This is a genomic window from Salinarimonas sp., from assembly GCF_040111675.1.
Lineage (GTDB): Bacteria > Pseudomonadota > Alphaproteobacteria > Rhizobiales > Beijerinckiaceae > Salinarimonas.
The window spans coordinates 2,531,055-2,557,386 of the sequence record NZ_CP157794.1 but is presented as its reverse complement, the minus strand read 5'-3'; the positions used below and the strand labels follow the sequence as shown (position 1 = coordinate 2,557,386).

Below are 26,332 nucleotides of genomic sequence, written 5' to 3'. Positions count from 1 at the left end.
CGAGCGAGGAGACGACATGACCGCCATGCATGCCCCCGCCGCGGCGCCGGACGCGCCCGCGCCCGCGCTCGACAAGACCGAGACCGTCCGCGTCCCGCTGGAGGCCGATTACGGCGCCAAGGTCGACGCCCGCGACGTGAACGTGTTCTACGGCGCCAAGCAGGCCATCTACAACCTGACGATCGGCATTCCCGAGCGGGCGGTCACCGCCTTCATCGGCCCGTCCGGCTGCGGCAAGTCCACGTTCCTGCGCTGCCTCAACCGCATGAACGACACGATCGAGGGCGCGCGCGTCGACGGCACGATCACGATCGACGGCAAGAACGTCTACGATCCGGATCTCGACGTCGTGACGCTGCGCGCCCGCGTCGGCATGGTCTTCCAGAAGCCGAACCCGTTCCCCAAGACGATCTTCGAGAACGTCGCCTACGGCCCGCGCATCCACGGCCTCGCCAAGTCGAAGGCGGACCTCGCCGAGATCGTCGAGGCCTCGCTGCGCAAGGCGGGCCTGTGGGAGGAGGTGAAGGACCGCCTCGCCGAGACCGGCACCGGCCTCTCCGGCGGCCAGCAGCAGCGCCTGTGCATCGCCCGCGCCATCGCGGTCTCGCCCGAGGTCATCCTCATGGACGAGCCCTGCTCGGCCCTCGACCCGATCGCCACCGCGCGCATCGAGGAGCTGATCGACGAGCTGCGCCAGAACTACACCATCGTCATCGTCACCCACTCGATGCAGCAGGCGGCGCGCGTCTCCCAGAAGACCTGCTTCTTCCACCTCGGCTATCTCGTCGAGGAGGGGCCGACCGACCAGATCTTCACCAATCCGCGCGACAAGCGCACGCAGGACTACATCACCGGCCGCTTCGGCTGAGCCCTGCCCCTGCTCTCGAGGAGACGGACCCCATGTCCCAGCACACCGTCGCATCCTTCGACACCGAGCTCCAGGAGCTGCGCCGGTCGATCATGGAGATGGGCGGCATCGCCGAGAAGATGCTCGCCGACGCCACCACCGCCCTCGTGCGCCGCGACGTCGGGCTCGCCCAGTCGGTGGTCAGCACCGACTACCGGCTCGACACGATCCAGCGCGACATCGAGGAGAAGGCGATCCTCACCATCGCCCGGCGCCAGCCCATGGCGATCGACCTGCGCGAAGTGATTTCCGCCATCCGCATCGCCTCCGACATCGAGCGGATCGGCGACATGGCGAAGAACATCTCCAAGCGCACGCTCGCCATCTCCGGCCAGTTCGAGCCGCAGCGCGTCGTGCTCGGCGTCGAGCGCATGTCGGACATGGTGCTCGGCCAGCTCAAGGACATCCTCGACGCCTACACCCAGCTCGACGTCGACAAGGCGCTCGAGGTCTGGCGCCGGGACGGGGCGACGGACGCGCTCTACAACTCGCTCTTCCGCGAGCTGCTGACCTACATGATGGAAGATCCGCGCAACATCACCTTCTGCACGCATCTCCTGTTCTGCGCGAAGAACGTCGAGCGGATCGGCGACCACACGACCAACGTCGCCGAGACGATCCACTACCTCGTGACCGGCCAGCCGATCACCGCCGAGCGCCCGAAGATGGATCGCACGGCCTACGAGACCGGCCAGACCGACGAGGCGCCCGGCGGCCCCGCCGCGCCGGCCTCGTGAGGGAGCGCGGAGCGACGCGGACATGACGACGCGGATCCTGGTGGTCGAGGACGAGGAGCCCCTCACGCTCCTCCTGCGCTACAATCTGGAGGCCGAGGGCTACAAGGTCGACACGGTCGCCCGCGGCGACGAGGCGGAGCTGCGCCTGCGCGAGCAGGCGCCGGACCTCGTCCTGCTCGACTGGATGCTGCCGGGTCTCTCGGGCATCGAATTGTGCCGGCGCATCCGCGCGCGCGCGGAGACCGAGCGCCTTCCCGTCATCATGCTCACGGCGCGGGGAGAAGAGGGCGACCGGGTGCGCGGCCTCGCGACCGGCGCGGACGACTACATCGTCAAGCCGTTCTCCGTGCCCGAGCTGCTCGCCCGGGTGCGCGCGCTCCTGCGCCGCGCCAAGCCCGCCCATATCGCGAGCCTGCTCGCCGCCGGCGACATCGAGCTCGACCGCGAGACGCATCGCGTCCGCCGCGCCGGCCGGGAGCTGCATCTGGGCCCCACCGAGTTCCGCCTGCTCGAGTTCCTGATGCAGAGCCCGGGCCGCGTCTTCACCCGCGAGCAGCTCCTCGACGGCGTTTGGGGGCACGACGTCTACATCGACGAGCGGACGGTCGACGTCCATGTCGGGCGCCTGCGCAAGGCGATCAACACCCGCGACACCCTCGACCCGATCCGCACCGTACGCGGCGCCGGCTATTCCTTCGACGAGACCTTCGCCAAGTCCGAGGGCGGCGGCGTCGGAGCACCGACCGGCACGGATTGAGCTGCGCGCAAGCCTGGTTTGCGCCTTCGGGTCTGGTTTCTTACGTGCTGCGCTGCGAAACGCCGTCGTGGTATGGCTCTGCCCGTAGGCCGAGCACTTCCGCGAAAGGGAAAAGATGTCGGACACCGCCGCCCCGGGCGCGATCGCAGCCCCGCCCGTCGACTGCCACGTGGAGCGCGTCACGCTGGTCGAGCACTATACCGACCGCCTCTTCCGCTTCCGCACCACCCGTCCCGCCTCGTTGCGCTTCCGCTCCGGCGAATTCGTCATGATCGGGCTGCCCGGCGGCGAGCGGCCGGTCTTCCGCGCCTACTCGATCGCGAGCCCGAGCTGGGACGACGAGCTCGAGTTCTTCTCGATCAAGGTCCCCGGCGGCCCGCTCACCGAGCGGCTTCAGCGCATCGCCGAGGGTGACGAGATCCTGATCAAGAAGAAGCCCACCGGCACCCTCGTGCTCGACGCGCTCGCGCCCGGCAAGCGCCTCTACATGCTCTCCACCGGCACCGGCATCGCGCCCTTCGCGAGCCTGATCCGCGATCCCGAGACCTACGAGAAGTTCGACGAGGTGATCCTCACCCAGACCTGCCGCCGCGTGGCCGAGCTCGCCTACGGCGAGAACACGGTGCGGGCGCTCGTCGAGGATCCGCTGGTCGGCGAGATCGCCGCGCCCCGTCTGACCTTCTACACCACCGTGACCCGCGAGCCTTATGCGCGCACCTTCCGCATCACCGAGGCGATCGAGACCGGCCGCCTCTTCGCCGATCTCGGCGTGAAGCCGCTCGACCCCGAGACGGACCGGGTGATGATCTGCGGCTCGATCGAGATGACGAAGGATTGCCGCGCGCTCTGCACGGCGGCGGGCCTGGAGGAGGGCTCGAACGCCAAGCCCGCCCATTTCGTGGTGGAGCGCGCCTTCGTCGGGTGAGCCGTCGTCGCGCGCCTCAGTACCCGACGGCCGCACCGTCCTTGCGGGGGTCCGACCCTGCGACGTAGCCGCCGTCCACCTTGGCGACGAGCTGCGCGCCGCCGAAGCCGAAGCTGGCGTCGGGCGCCTCGACCGTGACGTCGTGGCCGCGGGCGCGCAGGCCCTCGATGACGCTCTCGCCGGCGAAGTCCTCCACGGCGACGCCGAGGCCTCGCGTCACCCGCCAGCGCGGCGCGTCGGCGGCGGTCTGCGGGTCCTGGCTCCAGACCTGGGTGCGCAGCACCATCTGCAGGTGCCCCTGCGCCTGCATCGGCCCGCCCATCACGCCGAAGCTCATCAGCGGCGCGCCCCCCTTCGTCAGGAAGCCGGGGATGATGGTGTGGAACGGGCGCTTGCGTGGCCCGACCCGGTTCGGATGCCCCGGCGTCGTGACGAAGCCGAGCCCGCGGTTCTGCAGCGCGATGCCGGTGTTCGGCACGACGACGCCCGAGCCGAAGCCGGCATAGTTCGACTGGATGAAGGAGACCATCATCCCGCTCTCGTCGGCGGCGGTGAGGTAGACCGTCCCGCCGGCCTTCGGCGCGCCGGCGCCGAAATCCTGCGCGCGCCCCTCGTCGACGAGCCGGGCGCGGCTCTCGAGATAGCCCTCGTCGAGGAGATGGGCGGCGGTGACGTCCGTCATCGCGGCCGGGTCGGCGACATAGGCCTCCGCGTCGGCGAGCGCGAGCTTCATCGCCTCGATCTCGAGATGGATCGCCTCGATGCTGTCCGGCGCGAAGCGCTCGAGCCGCAGATGCTTGATCATGCCGAGCGCCATGCAGGCGGCGATGCCCTGGCCGTTCGGCGGGATCTCGTGCAGCGCGACGTCGCCGTAGGTCGAGGAGACCGTGCCGCACCAATCGTTCTCGTGTGCGGCGAGATCGTCTTCCGTCAGCACCGCGCCGTTGGCGCGGGCGAAGGCGGCGATCTCCTGCGCCAGCACGCCGCGATAGAAGGCCTCGCCCCGGGTCTCGGCGATGAGCGCGAGGGAGCGGGCGATGTCGGGGCGCCGGACGAGCTCCCCCGCCTGCGGCGCGCGGCCGCCCGGCATGAAGGCCTCGGCGAAGCCCGGCTGGTCCTTCAGGACCTTCGCGCCGCGCGCCCACAGCGCGCCGATCACCGGCGTCAGCAGGAAGCCGTCGCGGGCGTAGCGAAGCGCCGGCTCGAACAGGGCGTCGAAGGGCAGCTTGCCGAAACGGCTCGAGAGGTCGACCCAGGCCGAGACGGCGCCGGGCACGGTGACGCTCTCCCAGCCGCGCTCGGGCATGCCGTTCGGAAAGCGATCCGGCGTCCAGGCGGCGGGCGAGCGGCCGGAGGCGTTGAGCCCGTGCAGCTCCCGCCCGTCCCAGAGGATGCAGAAGGCGTCGGAGCCGACGCCGTTGCCGGTCGGCTCCAGCACGGTGAGCGCGATCGCGGTCGCGAGCGCCGCATCGACGGCGTTGCCGCCCTTGGCCAGCATGGCGAGGCCGGCCTGCGCCGCGAGCGGCTGGGAGGTCGCGACGACGTTGCGCGCCATCACCGGAGAGCGGCGCGAGGGGTAGAGAGCGGCGGAGCGATAGTCCACTGTCATTGTCCTTGTTGTTCCTGCGTCGTCCCGCCGATCCCGGTCTTTCGGGCGAGCCGCGCGTGCGCGCGCACCGAGAACAGGATCGAGGCGAGCGCCGCCACGAGCAGAAGCAGCGAGATCGGGCGGGTGAAGAAGGTCGTCCACTCGGGATCGGTCATCAGCGCCCGCCTCAGGTTCGTTTCCGCGATCGGCCCGAGGATCACGCCGAGCACCAGGGGCGCCAGCGGGTAGTCGAGGCTGCGCAACAGATAGCCCGCGAGACCGATGAAGCCCAGGAGGTAAACGTCGGTCATCCGATTGTTGAGAGCGAACGAGCCGACGACGCAGCAGACGATCACGACCGGCACCACGAGATGGGTCGGCGCCTCCGTCACGCGCAGGAAGTAGCGCATGGTGGCGACGCACATCAGCGCCATGATCAGGCTCGACACGACCATGGCGACGAACATGCCGTAGACCAGGTCGGCGTTGTCCATGATCAGCCGGGGGCCGACGCTGATGCCGTGCACCATCAGCGACGCCATCAGGATGGCGTCCACCGCCGAGCCCGGGATGCCGAGCGCGATCAGCGGGATCAGCCCGCCGCCGGCCGTCGCGGAATTGCCCGCCTCCGAGGCGACGACGCCGTCGGCGTGGCCGGTGCCGAACTTCTCCGGCGTCTTCGAGGCGCGCCGCGCCTGGTCGTAGGCGAGCAGGTTCGCGATCGAGCCGCCGGCCCCGGGCAGCGCGCCGACGAAGACGCCGATCAGCGAGGAGCGGATCAGGTTGAGGGGCCGCGTCAGCACCTCCTTGAGCACCGATCGCGTCTCGAAATCGACCGTCTTCGGGATCAGGCCCGCCGGGGAGCGCGCCCGGTGGGCGTCCTCGACCTCCGACATCAGCTGGCTGATGGCGAAGACGCCGATGAGGACGACGAGGAAGGGGAAGCCTGCCATCAGCATCTCCACCTCGTAGGTGAAGCGCGGGCGGCCCATCATCGGGTCCGGGCCGACGGTGGCGATCGCGAGCCCGATCACGCCGGCGATCAGGCCACGGACCAGGGACTTGCCGACGAGGCTCGCGACGATGGTCAGCGCGAAGACGATGAGCGCGAAATACTCCCACGGCCCGAGCTTCACCGCGACGAGCGCGAGGGGCGGCGCGGCCAGGATGAGTACGACCGTCGAGATCAGCGTGCCGAAGAACGAGGCCCAGATCCCGAGGCTGAGCGCGCGACCCGCCTGGCCGCGCCGCGCCATCGGGAAGGCGTCGAAGGTGGTCGCGACCGAGGAGGGCGTGCCGGGGATGCCGAGCAGCGCCGCGGAGATCAGCCCGCCCGTATAGCCGCCCACATAGACGGCGAGCATCACCGCGATGCCCTGCAGCGGCGGCATGGCGAAGGTGAGCGGCAGGGTCAGCACGATCGCCATGGTGATCGTGAAGCCCGGAATGGCGGCGGCGACGATGCCGGCGAGCGAGCCGATCGTCATGTAGATCAGCGTGTCGATCGCGAAGATCTGCGCCGCGCCGGCGAGGAAGGCCTCGAACATGCGATCCCTCCCGTCAGCCCAGGATCCGCCCGCGGGGCAGGAACACGTTGAAGACCCGATCGAACAGGAAATCGAGCCCGAAGGAGAAGACGAGCGCCACGACCACCATGAGCGCGAGACCCTTCGCGCCGCGCTTCTCGCGCGGCGCGACGAGCGCCATCACGACGACGAGGAAGAGGAAGGTCGCGATCTCGAAGCCGAGCGTGCGCAGGACGCCGAGATAGACGCCGAAGGCGGCGAAGGCGCCGATCACCAGCCGGCGCCGCACGAGGAAGCCGCCGACGGTCGCGCCGAACGAGGCCGTGGCCTCGCCGGACGCGGCCCGTCGCCGGCGCTCGCGCGCGATTCGCACCACCCCGTCGACCGCGGCGATCAGGCCGAGGACGACGAGAAGACCCATGACGAGGCGCGGGAAGGCGCCCGCGCCGAGCGGCTCCCACCGCGAGGAGGGCAGGGCGCCCGCATCGACGAACAGCACGGCCGCGACCGCGACGATCGCGAGATACGACACGAGCCGCGCGACCTCTGTGGCGAGGGCGGGCGTCGCCACGCCGCCCTCGTTGCGATCGGGAGTGGGAACCGTCGGCATGATCAGCCTTCGAGGCGCGAGACGAGGCGCAGGATCGTCGCGTCGAGGTTCTCGAGGTAGCCCTCGTAGGCCTCCTCGGCGCGGAAATCGACCTCGGCGCCGGCATTGTTGATCTGCTGGACGAACTCCTCGTCCTGCGCCGTCTGCTCCAGCGCGGCCTCGAGCGTGTCGATGGCCTCCTGGGGCGAGCCCTTCGGCATGACGATGCCGCGGGTGATGGTCAGCTCGAGGTCGTGGCCGAGCTCCTTGAAGGTGGGCACGTCGGGCGTCTGCGACAGGCGCTCGCCGGCGCCGGTGGCGAGGAAGCGCAGGTCGCCGTTCTCGACGAACTGGAGCGAGGACGAGACGTCGCCGATGGCGGCGTCGAGATTCCCGCCGACCAGCGCCCGGATGCGCTCGCCCGTGCCCTCGTAGCCGACATAGGAGAACTCGATGCCGGCGGCCTCCTCGATCATCGCCGCGTGCAGGTGCGGCACGCCGCCGAGCGTGACGCCCACGCGCACCTCGCCGGGATTCTCCTTCACGTAGGCGGCGAACTCCTCGAAGGTCTGCCAAGGGCTGTCGGCGTTGACGACGAAATACTGGGGCGAGGAGGTCATCAGCGCGACCGGCTCGAAGGAGTCCCAGTTGAGGTCGGTGAGCCCGGTCTTGCTCGCGACGAGAAGGCCCTCGTGGATCTGGGAGATGGTGTAGCCGTCCGCGTCGCGGCGGCTGAGCTCGACGAGGCCGACCGTGCCGCCGACGCCGGGCATGTTGATGACGGCGAGCGGCTGGCCGAAATGCTCTTCCGCATGGTTCGCCACGATGCGCATCAGCGTGTCGCTGCCGCCGCCGGGACCCCAGGGCACGATGAACTCGACCGGACGCTCCGGATAGTCCTGCGCCGCCGCGGCGCCGGGGCCGAAGGCGAGAGCGGTCGCGCCGAGGGCGGCGAGCATGGGCTTCATCATTGTCGTGTTCTCCTCTGGTTTTCGCGACGGGCGGCGGCGTGCGGGCCGCGTGAGACGCCTCCTGAACGGTCGAAGACGAACATCGTCGGCGGGGCGGGCCGCCCTCGGCGGCGCTCGGCGTGGGGCCGACGATCCATCGCAGCGTACGGATGCGCTCAATTGTGCACAAGCCGCACGCAAGTCCATCATCGCGGCAGCGCCTGGCCGTAAAATGGGCAAAAGACACCCAAGCCTCTGATGAAAAGCCGCTTTTCGAGTTTCGTCGTCGCGAGGTGCAGCCGTGGCCAGGTCGTATCCGGCTTTTCCCGGATGCTCCGGTGGCGGCGGCGCAACGTATGCGTACATCACGGCTCGAACCGCGCGGCGCCTCGTCCCCCTGGACGAACGGCGCGGACGCGTCCACATCGCTGCGTGGAGCGAGGAGATTTCATGAGGCCAGCCGAGCACGCCCCCCCGGCGCACGCCGCCGGCGCGGACGCGGTGATCCGCGTCGAGGGGCTCGACAAGACCTACGCATCGGGCTTCCAGGCGCTGAAGTCCGTCGACCTGACGATCCGCCGGGGCGAGATCTTCGCGCTCCTCGGCGAGAACGGGGCGGGCAAGTCGACCCTGATCGGGGCGATCTGCGGGCTCGTGCGCCCGAGCGGCGGGCGCATCCTGGTCGACGGGCACGACGCCGTCGCCGAGTACCGCGCCGCGCGCACGAAGATCGGGCTCGTGCCGCAGGAGCTGCACGTGGACAGCTTCGAGCGCGTCTGGGACACCGTCTCCTTCAGCCGCGGCCTGTTCGGCCGTCCGCGCGACCCGGCCTACGTGGAGCGGGTGCTCAAGGACCTCGCGCTCTGGGACAAGCGCGACGACAAGATCATCGCGCTCTCGGGCGGCATGAAGCGGCGCCTGCTCATCGCCAAGGCGCTCGCCCACGAGCCGACCATCCTGTTTCTCGACGAGCCGACCGCGGGCGTCGACGTCGAGCTGCGGCGCGACATGTGGGAGATGGTGCGCCGCCTGCGCGAGCGGGGCGTCACCATCATCCTGACGACCCACTACATCGAGGAGGCCGAGGAGATGGCCGACCGGGTGGGCGTCATCCACAAGGGCGAGATCCTGCTCGTCGAGGACAAGACGGCGCTGATGCGCAAGCTCGGCCGCCGGGAGCTGACGCTGCACCTGCGCGAGCCGCTCGCGGCGCTCCCCGCGGATCTCGCCCGGCCGTCGCTCTCCCTCGCCGAGGGCGGGCACGCGCTCGCCTACGTCTTCGATTCCCAGAGCGAGGACACGGGCATTCCCGATCTGCTGCGCCGGCTCGCGGAGAAGGGCATCGAGGTGCGCGACCTCGCCACCTCCGAAAGCTCGCTCGAGGAGATCTTCGTCTCGCTGGTGAAGGGCCGCCGCACATGAATCTCAACGGCATCCGCGCGATCTATCTCTTCGAGATGAACCGCTTCCGGCGAACCCTGATGCAGAGCGCCGTGGCGCCCGTGCTCTCGACGTCGCTCTACTTCATCGTCTTCGGCTCGGCCATCGGCTCGCGCATCGACACGGTGGAGGGCATCGCCTACGGCGCCTTCATCGTGCCCGGGCTGATCATGCTCACCGTCATCACCGAGAGCCTGACGAACTCCTCCTTCGGCATCTACCTGCCGAAGTTCCAGGGCACGATCTACGAGCTGCTCTCCGCCCCGGTCTCTGCGGTGGAGACGGTGATCGGATACGTCGGCGCGGCGGCGACGAAATCGGTGCTGGTCGGCGTCCTGATCCTCGCCACCGCGCGGATTTTCGTCGACTACACGATCGTTAACCCGCTCTGGACGGCGGCCTTCCTCGTGCTCACCTGCACGGCCTTCAGCCTGTTCGGCTTCATCATCGGCATCTGGGCGGACAGTTTCCAGCGCCTGCAGCTGATCCCGCTCATGGTGGTGACCCCGCTCGCCTTCCTCGGCGGCACGTTCTACTCGATCACGATGCTGCCCGAGCCCTGGGACACGGTCGCCTTGTTCAACCCCGTGCTCTACCTCGTCAGCGGCTTCCGCTGGAGCTTCTACGGCGTCGCCGACGTGAGCCCGGCGATCAGTCTCGCCATGACGGCTTTGTTCATGCTCGTCTGCCTCGCCATCGTCACCTGGATCTTCAGGACGGGGTGGCGGCTCAAGAGCTGAGGGCGGCTTCCGAAACGGTTTTGACCTGAACCATCGCGGCGCGTAATAACCTCGCATGACCCGGACAGACCGCCTTCGCCCCGCCTCGGCCGCGCCCGACACGCCGGAGACGGTGCGGGTCTGGCTGCGTTTCGTGCGCCTGCAGCAGCGCCTCTCGAACGGCATCGCCGCCGAATTGCGCGGGCTCGGGCTCTCGATCCCCCAGTTCGACGTGCTCTCGACGCTTACCGAGCGCGAGGGCATCACGCAGGGAGAGCTGGCGCAGCGCCTCTACGTCACCAAGGGAAACGTCTCGGGGCTGATCGACCGGCTGGTCGAGGCGGGCCTCGTCGAGCGCCGGGCGATCCCCGGGGACCGGCGCTCGCACGCGCTGCATCTCACCCGCCACGGCGCGGAGCAGGCGCAGGCCGGCATCGCGGCCCAGCGCGCCTTCGTGGCGCGCACGCTCGGCCGGCTGCCTTCGGAAGACGTCGGCGAGCTCGACCGCATCCTGCGCGCCTGGCGCGACGTCGTGCGCGAGACCGTCTGAGGGAGCGCGCGCCGCCCATGTTCGACGCGATCGCCTTCGCGGGCGGGGGGAACCGCTGCTACTGGCAGGGCGGCTTCTGGGACGCGGCCGCGCCCGCGCTCGGCCTGCGCCCGCGTCTCGTGGCCGGCGTCAGCGCCGGCGCCTGGGCCGCCTGCTATTCCATGCTCGGCTTCGGCGAGAGCGTGCACCGGATGGTGGTGGAGGGCTGCTCGCAGGGCGTGCCGAACCTCGACTGGGCGGCGGCCCGGCGGGGCGGGCCGCTCTTTCCCGTCGCCGCCATGTATCGCGAGCTCCTCACCGAGGTGCTCGACACGGACGCGCTCGCCCGCCTGAAGTCGGAGGACGCGCCGGACGTGCTGATCTCCATCGCCCGGCGCCCGCGCTGGCTGCCGATGGCGCTCGCCGCGCCGGTCGGCATCCTCGCCTACCAGCTCGAGAAGGCGCTCCTGAAGCCGATGCACCCCCGCGGGGGCCGCGCCCTCGGCTTTCGCGGCGAGTACGTCCGCCTGCGCGACCTCGACACTCCCGAGGCGCTGGTCGCGGCGCTGCTCGCCAGCGCCAGCGTGCCGCCGATCACCCCCGTCGGCGCCGTCGCCGGCGCGCCCGCCCTCGACGGCGGCCTCGTCGACAACGTGCCGGTGGACCCGCTCCTGCCCTTCGAGGCCGAGGGCCGAGCGACCCTCGTCCTCCTCACCCGCCGCTACGCCCGCCTGCCGGAGGTGGCCAACCGCACCTATCTCCAGCCCTCCGAGCCGATCGCGGTGAGCCAGTTCGACGTGACGAAGCCGCGGATGATCGCCTTCGCCTACGAGCTGGGGCGCAGGGACGGCGCCGCGTTCGCCGCGCGGATGCGAGGGGAGGGGGGCGCGCGGTGAGGGCGGTGAGGGCGCCCGCCGCCGTGTCATCCCCGGCCGGAGCCGCGAAGCGGCGCAGGGGAAGGGGACCCGGCAAAAAGCGTCGCGCCGGAGGCGCTCTGGTGCCGCCGACTAGGCGGCTGGTCGCCGCCAATGGCCGCGGCTTCGCCGCGAAGAGTCGTGCTGGGTCCCCTTCCCCTGCGCGCCTGCGGCGCTCCGGCCGGGGATGACGGCGCGTGGCGGCCCCGCCCACCCCCTTGCGTCGCGCCTGTCGCCGGCCTACCAAGAACCCCTCCCACCCGCGAGACCGGAGCCCGCCCGTGCAGACCTTCTTCGTCGAGATCAAGTGCAAGCTCGGCAAGACCTACGACGTCGCGCGCGAGCTGGCGGACCGCGAGATCGCCTCCGAGATCTACTCCACGGCGGGCGACTACGACATCCTGGCCAAGTTCCACATCGACCGCGACGTCGACATCGGCCATTTCGTCGCCGAGAAGGTGCAGACGATCCCGGAGATCGACGACACCAAGACGGTGATCACGTTCAAGGCGTTCTGAGGGGGCGGGGCCGGGCGCTCGGCATGTCATCCCGGATTGCGAAGCAAGTCCGGGACCCAGAGCCACCGGAGTTTCCCTCAGCGTGCGCGAAGCGCGCGCGTCCCGCCGCCCGCGACGCCTTCATTCCCGTCCCGGGACGCGGCGTTGCACGCCGCTCGATTATCGTTGGCGGATCTGGGTCCCGGATCGCCTTCGGCGTCCGGGATGACATCTCCCCTGTCATCCCGGATTGCGAAGCAAGTCCGGGACCCAGAGCCACCGGAGTTTCCCTCAGCGTGCGCGAAGCGCGCGCGTCCCGCCGCCCGCAACGCCTTCATTTCCGTCCTGGGACGCGGCGTTGCACGCCGCTCCACGAAGGTCCGCGGATCTGGGTCCCGGATCGCCTTCGGCGTCCGGGATGACATCTCCCCTGTCATCCCGGATTGCGAAGCAAGTCCGGGATCCAGAGCCACCGGAGTTTCCCTCAGCGTGCGCGAAGCGCGCGCGTCCCGCCGCCCGCAACGCCTTCATTTCCGTCCTGGGACGCGGCGTTGCACGCCGCTCGATTATCGTTGGCGGATCTGGGTCCCGGATCGCCTTCGGCGTCCGGGATGACATCTCCTTATTAGCTCGGCGCAGCGAGCGCGAGCGGCACCTCGTCGATCCTGTCGAGCCCGCCATGGACGGTCCGCCGCAGGACGAAGGCCAGCTCGGCGAGCCCCGCCCGCTGCGTCCCGTCCAGCGATTCGACCGCCATCTCCAAGGCCCGCAGCAGGTTCAGGCCGCGGAGGCGCAATGGCGTCGGCGCCGGCCGTCGCCCCGTCCAGCGCCGGAAACGGCGTCTGCCGGGGAGCCGACGCAGTCCGGCCCGCGGCGCTGAGGCAGCCTACTCCGCAGAGCCCCACGACCCCGCTTCCAATCCCCGCCCCACCGTCTATATACGCCCCGGAACGCCACACCCCACGCCGGAGCGCCCCTCATGACCGGAACCACCCGCACGAGCGCCGATCTCGATCCGCGGCGGCGGAAGATCCTCTTCCGCTCCTGGCATCGCGGCATCCGGGAGATGGATCTCCTGATGGGCCGCTTCGCCGACAGCGAGATCGGGACGCTCACCGACGGCGAGCTCGATCAGTTCGAGGCGCTGATCGAGGTGCCCGATCGCGATCTCTTCCGCTGGCTCACCGGCGAGGACGAGACGCCGTCGAACTACGACACGCCCTTGTTCCGGCGCCTCAAGGACTTCCACACCCACGGCGCGCCGATCCACGTCTGAGCGCCGTTCGCGCGCCGCCCCGCCGCACGCGCCCGCCCGAACCCGGGGCGGGCGCTTTCCGTTGCCGACCGTCAGCCACACCTCGATAAGCCCGATGCCCAAAGCGCCAGCCGCCCGCGCGCCCTTGTCCAACCTCCCGAAGCGCGCCCTCGATCTCGTCGGCGCGGGGGAGAGCCTGACCCTCGCCGCCGCGCCCGACGGCTACGACGCGCTCGCGCTCGCCGATCTGGCGCTCGGGCTGAAGGAGAAGGCCGAGCGCTCGGCGATCCTGGTCCACGTGGCGCGGGACGGGCAGCGGGCGCAGGCGCTGGAGCGCGCGCTTCAGTTCGTCGCCCCGGGGCTCGAGGTGCTCTCGTTTCCCGCCTGGGACTGCCAGCCCTACGACCGCGTCTCCCCCGCGGGCGCGGTCTCCGCGCAGCGCATGACGACGCTCGCGCGCCTCGCCCGCACCAAGTCGTCGCCCGAGCGCCCGCGCATCCTCTCCACCACGGTGAACGCCATCCTCCAGCGCACCGTGCCGAAGGCGCGCATCCTGGCGGACACGTTCTCGGCCCAGCCCGGCAACGTCATCGCCATGGACTCGATCGTCCAATGGCTGGAGATCAACGGCTTCCTGCGCACCGGCACGGTGCAGGAGACCGGCGAATACGCCGTGCGCGGCGGCATCATCGACCTGTGGGCGCCCGGCCTCGCGACGCCGGTGCGGCTCGACTTCTTCGGGGACAGCCTCGAATCGATCCGCGCCTTCGACCCGGAGAGCCAGCGCACCATGACGACGATGCGCGGGCTCGACTTCGTGCCGATGTCGGAGGTGCAGCTCACCACCGCCTCGATCAAGCGCTTTCGCCAGGGCTACGCCGCCACCTTCGGCGCGCCGGGGCGCGACGACCTCCTCTACGAGGCGATCTCGGAAGGCCGGCGCTATGCCGGGCTCGAGCACTGGATGCCGCTCTTCTACGAGAGCCTCGACACGCTGTTTTCCTATGTCGAGGGCGCGCCCGTCGTGCTCGACCATCAGGCCGAGGACGCGGCTTCCGAGCGGCTCGCCACGATCCGCGACTATTGCGAGGCGCGCCGCCAGCAGATGGACGAGCGCCAGCCCGGCGTCGCCCCCTACAATCCGCTGCGGCCCGACGCGCTCTACCTCGCGCCCAAGGAATGGGCCTCGCGCCTCGAGAGCGGCGCGAGCGTGCGCGTCACGCCCTTCGCCCTGCCGGAGAGCGAGGGGCGGCTCGTCGTCGATTGCGGGGCGCGGCAGGGGCGCACCTTCGTCGCCGAGCGCGAGGCCGAGGGCACGAACGTGTTCGAGGCCGCGGCGGAGCACGTCGGGGCGCTCCAGCGCGCCGGGAAGGCCGTGGTCCTCGCCGCCTGGTCCGAGGGCTCGCGCGAGCGCCTCGGCCACGTCATGGCCGATCACGGGGTCGAGCGCACCAAGCTCGTTCGCCGCCTCGCCGAGGTGGCGGATCTCGCGCAGGGCGAGGTGGCGCTCGCCGTGCTCGGCATCGAGGCCGGCTTCGAGACGGACGCGCTCGCCGTCATCGGCGAGCAGGACATCCTGGGCGATCGCCTGGTGCGCCCGCGCCGGCGCGCGAAGCGCCCGCAGGACGTGCTCTCCGAGGTCTCCTCGCTGACGACCGGCGACGTCGTGGTCCACGCCGACCACGGCATCGGCCGGTTCGTCGGCCTCAAGACCATCGAGGCCGCCGGCGCGCCGCACGATTGCCTCGAGCTGCACTACAACGGTGGCGACCGGCTGTTCCTGCCGGTGGAGAACATCGAGCTCCTCACCCGCTACGGGTCGGAGGACACCGAGGTCCAGCTCGACAAGCTCGGCGGCGGCGCGTGGCAGGCCCGCAAGGCCAAGATGAAGAAGCGCATCCGCGAGATGGCGGGGCAGCTCATCCAGATCGCGGCCGCGCGCATCCTCAAGGAGGCCCCGAAGCTCGCCCCGGCGGAAGGGCTCTACGACGAATTCGCCGCGCGCTTCCCCTTCGAGGAGACCGAGGACCAGCTCACCGCCATCGACGCGGTGCTCACCGACATGGCCTCCGGCCGGCCCATGGACCGCCTGGTGTGCGGCGACGTCGGCTTCGGCAAGACCGAGGTGGCGCTGCGCGCCGCCTTCGCCGCGGCCATGGCCGGCAAGCAGGTGGCGGTCGTGGCGCCGACCACGCTGCTGGCGCGCCAGCACTTCAAGACCTTCGCCGAGCGCTTCAAGGGCCTGCCCGTCCAGGTCGGCCACGCCTCGCGCTTCGTCACCGCCGCCGAGCTCAAGCGCGTCAAGGAGGGGCTCGCCGACGGCACGATGGACATCGTGGTCGGCACCCACGCGCTCCTCGGCAAGACCGTCAAGTTCAGGGATCTCGGCCTCGTCGTCGTCGACGAGGAGCAGCATTTCGGCGTCACCCACAAGGAGCGCCTCAAGGAGCTGCGCGCCGAGGTGCACATGCTCACCCTCTCCGCGACGCCGATCCCGCGCACGCTCCAGCTCGCGCTCACCGGCGTGCGCGAGCTCTCGATCATCGCGACGCCCCCGGTCGACCGCCTCGCGGTGCGCACCTTCGTCACGCCCTTCGACCCGCTGCTGGTGCGCGAGGCGCTGCTGCGCGAGCGCTATCGCGGCGGCCAGGCCTTCTACGTGGTGCCGCGCATCGAGGACATCGCCGAGGTGAAGGACTTCCTCGACCGGGAGATGCCCGAGGCGAAGGTCGCGGTGGCCCACGGCCAGATGCCGGCGACCCAGCTCGAGGACGTGATGACCGCCTTCTACGAGGGCAAGTACGACATCCTGCTCTCGACCACGATCGTCGAATCCGGCCTCGACATCCCCACCGCCAACACGCTGATCGTCCACCGTGCCGACATGTTCGGCCTCGCCCAGCTCTACCAGCTGCGCGGGCGCGTCGGCCGCTCGAAGACCCGCGCCTACGCGCTCTTCACCGTGCCGGCGAACCGCACGCTCACGGTGCAGGCGGAGCGGCGGCTCAAGGTGCAGCAGTCGCTCGAGACGCTCGGCGCCGGCTTCCAGCTCGCCTCCCACGATCTCGACATCCGCGGCGCCGGCAACCTGCTCGGCGACGAGCAGTCGGGCCACATCAAGGAGGTCGGCTACGAGCTCTACCAGCAGATGCTGGAGGACGCCGTCGCCCAGCTCAAGGAGGGCGCCGACGAGCCCGTCGAGGACCAGTGGTCGCCCAACATCGCGCTCGGCGCGCCGGTGATGATCCCGGAGAGCTACGTCGCTGACCTGCAGGTGCGCCTCAACCTCTACCGCCGCCTCGCCTCGCTCGACACCGAGGAGGACATCGAGGCGTTCGGCGCCGAGCTCCGCGACCGCTTCGGCGAGCGCCCGCCGGAGGTGGACCAGCTGCTCAAGGTGATGGGCATCAAGCTTCTGTGCCGGCGCGCCAACATCGAGAAGGTCGACGCCGGCGCCAAGGGCATCGTCGTCGCCTTCCGCGACAATTCCTTCGCCAACCCGCAAGGCCTCGTCGCCTACGTCGCCGACCAGGGTCCCGCGGCCAAGGTCCGCCCGGACATGAAGATCGTCTTCACGCGCGACGTCGCGGAGGTCGACAAACGGCTGAAGGTGACGCGCGTGATCCTGCGCAACCTCGTGAAGATCGCGGAGGGGAGGGCGGCGGCCTAGTCGGGCATCGCCCCGCGCCCCCCGACCCTCAGCGCGGCACGAAATAGGTGCGCGCCCCTCCCTCGGCGCGGGCGCGGGCCGAGCCCGTGGCCACCAGCGTGTCGAGCACGGCGGCGATGCGGCGGCGGCGGGCGGCGTTGGCCCGGCCGTCGAAGGTGACGGCGATGGCGTCGGCCTGGACCGGCGTCGGCGCGCGGGCCAGTACGTCGCGCACGAGGCGGACCTGGTCGAGCCCGTCCGCCGGCCAGGCGGGCCGCGCGGCGAGGGGGACCGGGACCACCTCCATCTCCGGCAGGATCGCCTGCTCGGGCTGCGGCGCGCGGGCGCCGAGGCGGGGGACCTGGAAATCGGGCCGCAGCCAGCGCACGCGCCCCCGCGCCTCCTCCGCCGCCCGCTCGCGGTTGAGCGCGACGAGCCGGGCGAGGAGCGCCTCCTCCGCCTCGGCCTGCTCCGCCGCGACGGTGGGCGCCGGCGTCGTCGCCCCGGGGCGGCCGACGAGGGCGTCCGCGAGGTCCCCCCAGCCATAGGCGGCGAAGGCGGTGCGGTCGATCTCGTCGTGGAGCTCCTTCAGGATCGAGACGAGCCCCGCCGCGTGGACCCGCCGCTCGGCCTCGTCGAGGGGCCTCGCGTCCGTCCCCGCCTCGATCCCGCGCAGCCGCTCCAGCGCGTTGTAGAGCCCCGTCAGGGTCAGCGCGGGATGCGCCGCGAGCCGCTCCTTGCGAAACGCGTCGAGCCGTTCGCCCAGCGTGCGCAGCCGCTCGCGGATGGCGGCGTCGGGGTGGTGCGGGGGCGCGTCGAGGCAGGCGGGGAAGGGGAAGGGGTCGAAGCACTGCGTCTTGACGTAGACGGAGTCGTTGCCGACGCCGAGCCATCCGCCTTTCGCCATCGCCCAGCGCGTGTGGACACGCGAGGAGAGGACGGCGAGGTGGGCGGCGCTGTCGAGGCCGAGCGCGACGAGCTTGTTGTCCGGACGGATCGCCGCGTCGAGGAACTGGAACGCGCGATGTTTCGAAGTCTCTACGGTAGCGATGTAGCGGTCCAGACCTTCGATTGAAGGGCGCAGATCGGCCCTTGGCTCCCCGAAGATCCACCAATTGTCGCGGTACGTCGCGCGATTGTTCTGATCCCGCTCCGGCTTCACCGTCTCCGCGACGTGCTGATACACCGCCGGAAACCGCTCCAGCACCTCCTCGGCGGCGAGCGGGTAGAGATCGATCACCATCACCCCGCGGGGGCGGGCGGTGAGGTCGCGGCCGTTGCGATAGGGCAGGATGTGCCGTTCCAGCCCCGGCACGGTCCCGAGCCCGAGCGCCTCCGCCTTCTCGGGCGTGACGATGAAGCCCGCGCCGTGCAGCTTCACGCCCGGGCTCGACAGCGCCTCGTTCGCGAGCAGAGCCGTCGCCGCGCCGAGATCGGGCCCCACCGAGAGGTTTCCCGTGATCACCCCCTCCCGCCGCGCCAGCTCCACCTGCGGCGTGTCCGTATCGAGCCCCTCCTCGTGGACCACTGTCGCCAGCACGCCCGGCGTCTCGCCGCGGGCGCAGACCGTCATGGCGATGCGCACGGCGGCCGTGTCGGCGGACTTGTACCAGGGGTGGTCCGGCACGGCGAAGACGAGGGAGAGCGGCGCCTTGGCGGCGCGGTGGCGCTCGATCACTCGGCGCGAGAAGGTCTGCGTGATCGAGTTCGTGGTGATGAAGCCGAAGCGCAGCAACGGGCGCGCGGCGGCCCCGGCCGTGCGCTTGCCCCCGCCCTTCGCCTTCGCGCCCTTGCCCGCCGCGCCCCCGCCGCCCGCCGCGGCGAGGAGGCGCGTCGCCGCCTCGTCCCAGAAATGCATCACGAAATCGGCCCCGCCGGGCACGTCCGGGCGCACCGCCCAGCACGCTTCCGCATAGCCGTCGCCCAGCGCCGCGCGCATGTCCTTGCCGCCGATGAAGGGCGGGTTGCCGACGATGAAGTCCGCCTGCGGCCACTCCGCCCGGCGCGGATTGACGTAGCGATACACCTCCGTGCGCGCGGACGGGTTCGGGACCTCCGCGCCGGTGACCGGGTGGCGCATGAAGGTCACCCCGTCCCAGCGGCTCGCCGGGCGCCCGTCGGCCTCGCGCACCAGCTCCTTCGCATCGTAGGCGAGGATCGCGTCGCGGTTGAGGATCGTGCCGTAGGCGTGCAGCACCGGCGTGCCGACGGCCGCCGCGCCGCCGGTGCGCAGCTGCCATTTCAGGTAGCCGATCCAGAGCACCAGCTCGGCGATCGGCACCGCGCGCGGGTTGATCTCGAGGCCGAGGAACTGGCGCGGGCTCACCGTCTCGCCCTCCAGCGCGAGCCGCGCCTGATCCTGGCCGAGCGCCTCGAGCGCGTCCAGCACCTCGCCCTCGAGCCGCTTCATCAGCTCGAGCGCCACGTAGAGGAAGTTGCCCGTGCCGCAGGCCGGGTCGAGCACCCGCACGGTGCACAGCTGGTGGTGGAAGCCCCGGATCGTCGCGAGCGCGCCCTCGGCGTGCCCCGCCGCGGCGAGCTCGTCGGCGCGGCCCTTGGCGACGTCCCATTCCGCCCGCAGCGGCTCGATGATCGTGGGAATGACCAGCCGCTCGACATAGGCGCGCGGCGTGTAGTGCGCGCCGAGCGAGGCGCGCTCGCGCGGATCGAGGGCGCGCTCCAGCAGCGTGCCGAAGATCGCGGGCTCGACGTCCCGCCAGTCCCGCTCGGCGGCGTCGAGGAGCTCGGCGATCGCGGCGCGCTCGAGGGGCAGCGCCCGGCGGGTCTTGAACAGAGTGCCGTTGAAATGCCGCAGCGTCTTCATCAGCCGCGGCTCGTAGAGGCCCGCGTCCATCGCCGCCCACAGGCTCTCCACCGCCGGCACGAAGGCGGAGGGATTGTCCTTCAGGTCGGCGAGGAGGTCGCGGAACCGGTCCAGCAGGCCGACGTCCTCGGCGAACATGGTGAAGAGGCAGCGCATCAGGAATTCCGCCAGCTCCTGCGCGTCGTGGCGCGCCTCCAGCCGCTTGGCGATGCGCGCCAGCCGCTCGGCCACCTCCCGCGTCACCCGCGCCGATTCGCGCGCCGGGTCGAGCGCGTGCGGGTCGAGGAAGACCTTGCGCAGCCGGTCCCGGACGTCCTCGCGCCGCAGGTCGTCGAGGCGGATGCGGTAGGAGGCGCGGTCCGGGAAATGCGCGTAGTTCTTGCCCTGGCCGGAGAAGTCGGCGAACAGCTCGATGACGTGGCCGACGTCCACGACGACGAGGAAGGGCGGGTAGCCGTGGTCGACGGGCAGGGCGCGCGCGTAGTTCTCCGCCTGCCTGCGCGCCTCCAGCATCACCTGGTCCCAGCCGCGCCCGGCCCCCCGCGCCGCAGCGCCCACGCGCTTGGCCGATTGCTTGGCCTCCAGCACGAAATGATCGCGCTTGTAGCAGTCGATGAAGCCCGGCGTGCGCGACCCGTCCGCATGGACGAAATCCACCTTGCGCTCGAAGACGTAGTCGTTCAGCGCCGTCTCGGCGGCGGAATAGGTCGGCGGATCGACGCCGAGGAGCGCGCACAGCCGCGTCACGAAAAGCTGGTAGTTCGCACGCTCTGAGCCGTCGGCGCCCCGCGCCTCGGCGATGAACCCCTCGATCTCCATGAACGCCCCGCCACCCGTCTCACGAGCAGGTTAGGCGGGAGAATCTGAAGTAGCAAGCCGCATCCGACGCGATTCAGGATTCTCACGAAGCCCCGCGGCGAGGGAACGGGGGTGAGGGGCGTGCAGGACCGACGCCGAGTGCTTTCCTTCCCTGTAGGGGAAGGTGGCTCGGCGAAGCCGAGACGGATGGGGCGCGGCGCGAAGCGACGCGTTCCGCGAAGCGGAAGCCCCCGTCTGCCGGCGGTCGCGCCGTGAATTCGGCTTCGCCGAACGCGCGTCCCGCGCGCCCCATCCGTCACCGCGCTTCGCGCGGCGACACCTTCGCCTACAGGGAAGGAAAGGGTTCGGAACCGCCCGCCTCACCCTCCGGCGAGCATCGTCCCCAGCATGAACCCCGATCCCGCGCCCGTCCCGGCGCCGGGCCAGGTGGAGGCGCCGCACAGGTGCAGGCCCTTCACCGGCGTGGCATAGCGCGACCAGCCGGGGACCGGGCGGAAGAGGAAGTTCTGGTCGAGGTGGTGGGAGCCCGCGAGATTGTCCCCGCCGATCAGGTTGGGGTTGTCGCGCTCGAGGTCGGCGGGGGAGTGGACCGCCCGGCCGAGGATCTTGCCCCGCAGGCCCGGGGCGTAGCGCTCGATCACGTCGAGCACGCGCTCGGCGTAAGCCTCCTTCGCGCCGTCCCAGTCCCGCGCCGCGATCGCGCCGGCGGCGTCGCCCCTGATCTCGCCCGGCAGCACGCGCACCTGCACCCAGAGCACGTGGTTGCCCTCCGGCGCCCGGGACGGGTCGACCACGGTGGGCTGGCCGACGACGAGGACCGGCTCGCGCGGCAGGAGCCCCTCCATCGCATCGGCGTAGGTCGCCGCCATCGTGGCCATGTCCGGCGCGAGATGGACGTAGGCGAAGCGCTTCAGGTCCGCGCCCGCCGCCCAGTCCGGCAGGCCGTCGAGGGCGAGGTGGAGCATCATCGTGCCCGGCCCCGGGCGGAAGCCCTCGAGCTTGCGCGCGTACTCCGCCGGGCGCGCGCGCTCCTCCAGCATCCGGCCGAAGACGAGCTTGGGATGCGCGTTGGCGACGATCGCGCGGCCGGCCTCGAATCGGCGTCCGTCGGCGAGGCGCACCGCCGAGGCCTTGCCGTTCGCCGTCTCGATCGCCGCGACTTCGGCGTCCGTGTGCACCTCCCCGCCCGTCTCCCGCAGGAGGGCGACCATGGCCTCGATCATCCGCGCCGCGCCGCCTTGGCCGACCACCATGCCGAAGGCCTGGTTCGCCATCGCCTCGAGATAGGGGAACAGCGCGCCGCCGGAGACGTCCGGCGCGAAGTCGAGATGCATGCCCCAGGCGGCGAGCGTCGCCTTGAGCTTGGGGTCGGTGAAATGCCGGTCGAGGAAGTCGCGCGGCGAGGAGGCGACGAGGCGCGCGGTCTCGGCGAGCCAGCCCGCGCCCTTCTCCCGCCACGCCTTCCAGAACACGCCCGCCATCCGTCGCGAGGGCATCGGCGCGCCGAGAAAGCCGAAGATGTGCGCCGCGTCCCCGGGAAAGTCGTTCGACAGCGCCCGCCAGGCCTGCGCGTCCGCCGGCGAGAGCGCGGCGATGCGCGCGAGGTTGGTCTCGAGGTCGTTCGAGATCCCGAGCCAGGTCCCGTCCGGGAAGGCCGAGGCGAAGCAGTCGGAGGCGGGCGCGAGCGCAAAGCCGTGGCGCGCGAGCCCGTCCTTGTACGACGCGAAGAAGGGCGAGCCCGCGAACAGGCTCAGATTCATGGCGTAGAGGTCGTGCGTGAAGCCCGGCAGCGTGAGCTCCGCGCTTTTCACCGCGCCCCCGGCGACCGGCGCCTTCTCCAGGACGGCGACCTTCCACCCCTTGGCCGCGAGATGGACGGCGCAGGCGAGCCCGTTGTGGCCTGCCCCGATGACGAGCGCGTCGTGCACGGACGATCCCCCTCTTCTGGTTGGCCGCATTTAACGGCGAATGCATAGATCCTGTCCAGCGCGCGCCCGCGCCGCCGTCCGCCTTACGGGGGCGCGGGCGCCTGCGGATGGATGCCGATGCAAGGAGATCGCGGCGTTTTCTCGCAACCGGCCCGGGCGTCGCCGCACGGGAACGGCCCCGCTCGCGGTTCCTTGCATTCTCATATTTCGGGCGTACGATGCGCCAACGCAGCGCGCGGGGCGACCGGCGACGAGGGGGCCGGGCCGATGCGCCAGCACGATACATGATCCTCGGGAGGCACGCACATGACCGCACAACAGACGCTCACCGACATGGCCGCCGGGCTGGCGAGCGGCGCCATCACCGTCGTCGACCTCTCCGCCCCGCTCGGGCCGGAGACGCCGGTGCTCTACCTGCCGCCCGAGATCGGCGTGAACACGCCGAACGTCGAGATGCACGAGATTTCGTGGTACAATGACAAGGGCCCGTACTGGGCCTGGCGCTGGCTCAAGCTCGGCGAGCATACCGGCACCCATTTCGACGCGCCGATCCACTGGATCTCCGGCAAGGACCACGCCGACGGCTCCACCGACACGATCCCGCCGCGCAACTTCGTCGGCCCCGTCAACGTCATCGACTGCTCGAAGGAAGCGGCCGAGAACCCGGACTTCCTCCTCACCGCCGAGGGCGTGAAGGCCTGGGAGGACGCGCACGGGCCGATCGAGCGCGATTCCTGGGTCTTGATGCGCACCGACTGGCATCACCGCAACAAGAGCTCCGAGACCTTCCTCAACGCCGACGAGAACGGCCCGCACTCGCCCGGTCCGTCGGTCGACTGCATCGAGTACCTGGTCGACAAGGGCATCCTGGGCTGGGGCACCGAATGCGTCGGCACCGACGCCGGCGCCGCCGCGGGCATGAACCCGCCCTTCCCCGCGCACTACCTGATGCACCAGGCCAACCGCTACGGCCTCGCCAGCCTCGCGCATCTCGACAAGCTGCCGCCGAAGGGCGCGATCCTCGTCGCGGCGCCGCTGAAGTTCGTCAACGGCACCGGCAGCCCGGTGCGCGTCCTCGCTTTCGTGCCGGCCTGACGGGACCCGTCGCGGCGGCGCGCGCCCCCTCGCGCCGCGCCGCCGCGCCCCTCGCGACGCATATCCCATGAGCGACCCCGACCACATCGTCGTCGGCGCGGGCATCAACGGCCTCGTCTGCGCCTCGCTGCTCGCCCTGAAGGGCCGGCGCGTGCTCGTCCTCGACCGCAACCCGCGCATCGGCGGCTGCATCCGCACCGAGGAGGCGACGCTCCCCGGCTTCGTCCACGACGTCTTCGCCACCACCTTCGTGCTGTTCACGCTCTCGCCGGCCTACGAGACGCTCGGGCCGCAGCTCGAGAAGCGCGGCCTCGCCTTCGCCAATTCGAACGCGCCGACGGGCGTGCTCCTGCCCGACGGCCGCCACGCGATCCTCGGGCGCGACCGCGCGGCGAACGTCGCCATGCTCGACGCGCTGGGCCCTGGCGACGGCGCCTCCTTCGACGCGCAGATGAACCGGCTCGGCGAGAACGCGCCCTTCCTGTTCTCCATGCTGGGCGGGTCGCTCTGGTCGCGGCAGATGGCCGGCGTTCTCGCCAGGGAGGCCTGGCGGCGCGGGCCCCGCGCGCTCGCCGCCTTCTTCGGCACGGCGCTCGAGAGCGCGCGGGCGCATCTCGAGAGCCGCTACTCCTCCGAGGTGAGCCGGGCGCTCCTCGCGCCCTGGGTGCTGCATGTGGGGCTCGGGCCCGAGAGCGCCTATTCCGGGCAGATGGCCAAGGTCGTCGCCTTCTCGCTCGAGGCCGCCGGCGCGCCGATCGTGAAGGGCGGCGCCGGGAGCATCCTCGACGCCTTCGCCCGGCTGATCGGCGACCATGGCGGCGCGATCCGCGAGAGTTCCGAGGTCGAGCGCATCCTCGTCGAGAACGGCCGCGCCGCCGGCGTGCGCCTGACCGACGGCACGGTCCTGCGCGCCGCCAAGGGCGTCATCGCCTCCGTCACGCCCCACCAGCTCTACGAGCGCCTGCTCGACCCGGAGCACGTGCCGGACGCCGTTCGCGAGGGCCTGAAGGACTATCGCTACGGCAAGGGCAACATGCAGATCCACTACGCGCTCGACCGCCCGCCCGTCTGGCGGGACGGCGCGGACCTCGGCAAGGTGGCGCTCCTCCACCTCACGCCGGGCCTCGACGGCGTCTCCCGCGCCGTCAACGAGGCGGAGCGGGGCCTCCTCCCCGCCGAGGCGACGATCTGCGTCGGCCAGCCCACCGCGCTCGACCCGTCCCGCGCGCCGGACGGCAAGGCCATTCTCTGGCTCCAGCTCCCCGAGGCGCCGCGCACCATCCGGGGGGACGCCGCGGGCGAGATCGAGACGCCCGCCGACGGGGTCTGGACCGAGGCGGTGCGCGAGGCCTATGCCGACCGTATCGAGGCGCGGCTCGCCCGCCACATCGAGGGCTTCCGCGAGAGCGTGCTCGGCCGGCGGGTCCATTCCCCGGCGGACCTCGAGGCGGCGAACCCGAACCTCGTCGGCGGCGACCCCTACGGCGGCTCCTGCGCCCTCGACCAGTTCTTCCTCTGGCGCCCCTTGAAGGGGAGCGTCAACCACAAGACCTGTATCCCCGGGCTCCACCATATCGGCGCCTCGACCCATCCCGGGCCCGGGCTCGGCGGGGGATCGGGCTACCTCGTCGCCTCGTCGCTCTGACGGCGCGCCGCTCGCGAGAAGGGACACGGGATTGGACGAGGCGACACCGAGGACGAAGGGGCGGGGGAGGGCGCGGCGCAGCGTCGAGCGCACCGTGCTCGCGCGCGCCGTGGCGAGCGTCGGCGCGCCGCCGAGCATGGGCGAGATCGGCCTCTCCTCGTTCGCGCCCTACCTCCTCAACCGCATCGCCGCGCGCTGGAACGCGGACATGGCGGAGGCCTTGCGCGCCTTCGACATGACGACCACCAAGATGCGGGTGCTGGCGGTGCTGTCGATCTCCTCGGGGCTGACCGTCAACGACCTCTCGGTCTTCGCCGTCACCGAGCAGTCGACCATGAGCCGCACGCTCGACGCCCTCGAGGAGCAGGGCTTCATCCGCCGCCGCCCCCGCGAGGGCGACCTGCGCGTGCGCGAGATCTTCATCACGGAGCAGGGCCGCGCCGCCTTCGACGAGGTCTGGCCGATGATGTACGACAAGTTCTCCGACATGTTCGAGGGCGTCGACGCGGCCGAGTACCAGGCCTTCGTCTCCACCCTCCACAAGGTCCTGGCCAACGTGCGCAAGCACGACCTGTGAGCGCGACCCCTCCCCGCAGGGGAGGGAGGAGGCCCGCAGGGCCGACGGGTGGGGAGGGCTCGGCGTGCGCGCCGACGCGTCTCCTTCCCTGTAGGGGAAGGTGGCTCGGCGAAGCCGAGACGGATGGGGCGCGCGGCACGCGCGTTCGGCGAAGCCGAAACTCACCGGAGAGACCGGCCGCCACCGGGGGGCTTCCGCTTCGCGGAACGCGTCGCTTCGCGCCGCGCCCCATCCGTCACCGCGCGACGCGCGGCGCCGCCTTCCCCTGCAGGGCTAGTCGCTTCACCAATCTTCCCGTGCCGTTGGTCGGGATCTGCGAGCGGCGCCAGCCGCTCGTCCTTCTCCCTTGTGGAGAAGGTGCCCCCGAAGGGGGCGGATGTGGGTCGCGATGCAGCGCGAGACGTCTCGGGACGAGCTCGACGTTCCCGGTTCGAGCGGCATCGAGGTCGCGGCAGTTCTGCA

General features: G+C 71.2%; 21 protein-coding genes. 14 read left to right on the top strand and 7 right to left on the bottom strand.

Features of this window, described 5'->3' with window-relative positions:
* Positions 1–16: 16 nt before the first annotated feature.
* The 4 genes from pstB to ABL310_RS11825 all read left to right on the top strand — a co-directional run bounded on the left by pstB (position 17) and on the right by ABL310_RS11825 (position 3,326).
* The gene (pstB, locus tag ABL310_RS11840) at positions 17–868 is read left to right on the top strand and encodes a phosphate ABC transporter ATP-binding protein PstB (RefSeq protein WP_374730389.1); all 852 of its coding nucleotides are present in this window, start codon (positions 17–19) and stop codon (positions 866–868) included.
* A 32-nt stretch (positions 869–900) separates the two neighbouring features.
* Positions 901–1,644 carry a phosphate signaling complex protein PhoU gene (gene phoU, locus ABL310_RS11835; RefSeq protein ID WP_349371873.1) on the top strand — a complete coding sequence of 248 codons (744 nt, stop codon included), beginning with the start codon at positions 901–903 and terminating at the stop codon, positions 1,642–1,644.
* A 22-nt stretch (positions 1,645–1,666) separates the two neighbouring features.
* Entirely contained in the window at positions 1,667–2,401 is a 735-nt protein-coding gene (gene phoB / locus ABL310_RS11830; protein WP_349371872.1) for a phosphate regulon transcriptional regulator PhoB, read from the top strand.
* A 115-nt stretch (positions 2,402–2,516) separates the two neighbouring features.
* A complete protein-coding gene (locus ABL310_RS11825; protein ID WP_349371871.1) occupies positions 2,517–3,326 on the top strand; it encodes a ferredoxin--NADP reductase in 810 nt (269 codons plus the stop codon).
* A gap of 16 nt (positions 3,327–3,342) precedes the next feature.
* Here ABL310_RS11825 and ABL310_RS11820 read toward each other — a convergent pair whose 3' ends face one another.
* From ABL310_RS11820 to ABL310_RS11805, 4 genes are read right to left on the bottom strand one after another with little or no spacing between them, the layout of a single operon-like run.
* On the bottom strand, positions 3,343–4,935 hold the full coding sequence (locus ABL310_RS11820; protein ID WP_349371870.1) for a gamma-glutamyltransferase family protein: 1,593 nt from the start codon (positions 4,933–4,935) through the stop codon (positions 3,343–3,345).
* The gene (locus tag ABL310_RS11815) at positions 4,932–6,461 is read right to left on the bottom strand and encodes a tripartite tricarboxylate transporter permease (protein ID WP_349371869.1); all 1,530 of its coding nucleotides are present in this window, start codon (positions 6,459–6,461) and stop codon (positions 4,932–4,934) included. Before ABL310_RS11815 ends, ABL310_RS11820 begins: the two co-directional genes overlap by 4 nt.
* A gap of 13 nt (positions 6,462–6,474) precedes the next feature.
* Complete coding sequence (locus ABL310_RS11810; protein ID WP_349371868.1) at positions 6,475–7,050, bottom strand: tripartite tricarboxylate transporter TctB family protein; 576 nt, start codon at positions 7,048–7,050, stop codon at positions 6,475–6,477.
* 2 nt (positions 7,051–7,052) lie between these two features.
* On the bottom strand, positions 7,053–8,000 hold the full coding sequence (locus ABL310_RS11805; protein ID WP_349371867.1) for a tripartite tricarboxylate transporter substrate binding protein: 948 nt from the start codon (positions 7,998–8,000) through the stop codon (positions 7,053–7,055).
* A gap of 429 nt (positions 8,001–8,429) precedes the next feature.
* Here ABL310_RS11805 and ABL310_RS11800 point away from each other — a divergent pair, with 429 nt between their 5' ends.
* From ABL310_RS11800 to ABL310_RS11780, 5 genes are all read left to right on the top strand, one after another.
* The gene (locus ABL310_RS11800; RefSeq protein ID WP_349371866.1) at positions 8,430–9,401 is read left to right on the top strand and encodes an ABC transporter ATP-binding protein; all 972 of its coding nucleotides are present in this window, start codon (positions 8,430–8,432) and stop codon (positions 9,399–9,401) included.
* Entirely contained in the window at positions 9,398–10,159 is a 762-nt protein-coding gene (locus ABL310_RS11795) for an ABC transporter permease (RefSeq protein WP_349371865.1), read from the top strand. Before ABL310_RS11800 ends, ABL310_RS11795 begins: the two co-directional genes overlap by 4 nt.
* A gap of 55 nt (positions 10,160–10,214) precedes the next feature.
* Positions 10,215–10,688 (top strand): MarR family transcriptional regulator, encoded by a 474-nt coding sequence (locus tag ABL310_RS11790; protein ID WP_349371864.1) that lies wholly within the window; start codon positions 10,215–10,217, stop codon positions 10,686–10,688.
* Positions 10,689–10,705: 17 nt separating this feature from the next.
* Positions 10,706–11,563, top strand: a complete 858-nt coding sequence (locus ABL310_RS11785) for a patatin-like phospholipase family protein (RefSeq protein WP_349371863.1) — start codon at positions 10,706–10,708, stop codon at positions 11,561–11,563.
* 299 nt (positions 11,564–11,862) lie between these two features.
* A complete protein-coding gene (locus ABL310_RS11780; RefSeq protein WP_349371862.1) occupies positions 11,863–12,099 on the top strand; it encodes an Lrp/AsnC ligand binding domain-containing protein in 237 nt (78 codons plus the stop codon).
* A 604-nt stretch (positions 12,100–12,703) separates the two neighbouring features.
* On the opposite strand, the gene ABL310_RS11775 is transcribed toward ABL310_RS11780, so the two are convergent.
* Positions 12,704–12,835: a hypothetical protein gene (locus tag ABL310_RS11775; protein ID WP_349371861.1), complete on the bottom strand. Its 132-nt coding sequence runs from the start codon at positions 12,833–12,835 to the stop codon at positions 12,704–12,706.
* Between the two features lie 222 nt (positions 12,836–13,057).
* Between ABL310_RS11775 and ABL310_RS11770 the strand changes: the two genes are divergently transcribed.
* A complete protein-coding gene (locus tag ABL310_RS11770; RefSeq protein WP_349371860.1) occupies positions 13,058–13,354 on the top strand; it encodes a succinate dehydrogenase assembly factor 2 in 297 nt (98 codons plus the stop codon).
* Positions 13,355–13,448: 94 nt separating this feature from the next.
* A complete protein-coding gene (mfd, locus tag ABL310_RS11765; protein WP_349371859.1) occupies positions 13,449–17,003 on the top strand; it encodes a transcription-repair coupling factor in 3,555 nt (1,184 codons plus the stop codon).
* Positions 17,004–17,031: 28 nt separating this feature from the next.
* Here mfd and ABL310_RS11760 read toward each other — a convergent pair whose 3' ends face one another.
* Together ABL310_RS11760 and ABL310_RS11755 are read right to left on the bottom strand one after the other, a co-directional pair.
* A complete protein-coding gene (locus ABL310_RS11760) occupies positions 17,032–20,625 on the bottom strand; it encodes a type IIL restriction-modification enzyme MmeI (protein WP_349371858.1) in 3,594 nt (1,197 codons plus the stop codon).
* A gap of 359 nt (positions 20,626–20,984) precedes the next feature.
* Positions 20,985–22,583 (bottom strand): NAD(P)/FAD-dependent oxidoreductase, encoded by a 1,599-nt coding sequence (locus ABL310_RS11755; RefSeq protein ID WP_349371857.1) that lies wholly within the window; start codon positions 22,581–22,583, stop codon positions 20,985–20,987.
* Between the two features lie 276 nt (positions 22,584–22,859).
* Here ABL310_RS11755 and ABL310_RS11750 point away from each other — a divergent pair, with 276 nt between their 5' ends.
* The 3 genes from ABL310_RS11750 to ABL310_RS11740 all read left to right on the top strand — a co-directional run bounded on the left by ABL310_RS11750 (position 22,860) and on the right by ABL310_RS11740 (position 25,870).
* Entirely contained in the window at positions 22,860–23,648 is a 789-nt protein-coding gene (locus tag ABL310_RS11750; RefSeq protein ID WP_349371856.1) for a cyclase family protein, read from the top strand.
* A 67-nt stretch (positions 23,649–23,715) separates the two neighbouring features.
* Complete coding sequence (locus ABL310_RS11745) at positions 23,716–25,293, top strand: NAD(P)/FAD-dependent oxidoreductase (RefSeq protein ID WP_349371855.1); 1,578 nt, start codon at positions 23,716–23,718, stop codon at positions 25,291–25,293.
* A gap of 136 nt (positions 25,294–25,429) precedes the next feature.
* Entirely contained in the window at positions 25,430–25,870 is a 441-nt protein-coding gene (locus ABL310_RS11740; RefSeq protein ID WP_349372045.1) for a MarR family transcriptional regulator, read from the top strand.
* Positions 25,871–26,332: the final 462 nt, after the last annotated feature.